General features: G+C 38.2%; 1 rRNA gene. It reads right to left on the bottom strand.

The annotated features are described in order from the left end of the window. Positions 1-328: 328 nt before the first annotated feature. Positions 329-382 (bottom strand): 16S ribosomal RNA (locus MTCD1_RS18615); the annotation flags it as partial.

Genomic DNA, 382 nt, shown 5'->3' with positions numbered 1-382 from the left:
GCAACGTTCAGCGCGACACCGTTCGTTACGACATAAATACCGATATTTATATCAGCTTTCCAGATTGTTAAAGAACTCGATTTAAGGCACATTCGCTTAAAAAGTGGTTTAAAAAACCAAACTTAAGTTGTTTTCATAAGCGCGAATAAATTCCCGCCGACAACACTTTAAGTTTGGCTTCTTTCTTTAATTGAAGAAGTTATTTTCCCCACTGAGCTATAGCCCTCTACTTTACAGTAAAAGTGGGTTCTTCTTCATTTTTGTTATCATGTAATTTGTGTGAACACTCGTAAAGCCGAAGCTTTCATTAAGCAATTTTACTTCAAGATAAGGAGGTGATCCAACCCCAGGTTCCCCTAGGGTTACCTTGTTACGACTTCAC

This window comes from Colwellia marinimaniae (assembly GCF_002207865.1).
In the GTDB taxonomy this organism is placed as follows: domain Bacteria; phylum Pseudomonadota; class Gammaproteobacteria; order Enterobacterales; family Alteromonadaceae; genus Colwellia; species Colwellia marinimaniae.
The sequence above is the reverse complement of the archived record's forward strand: the minus strand, read 5'-3'. Positions and strand labels throughout refer to the sequence as shown.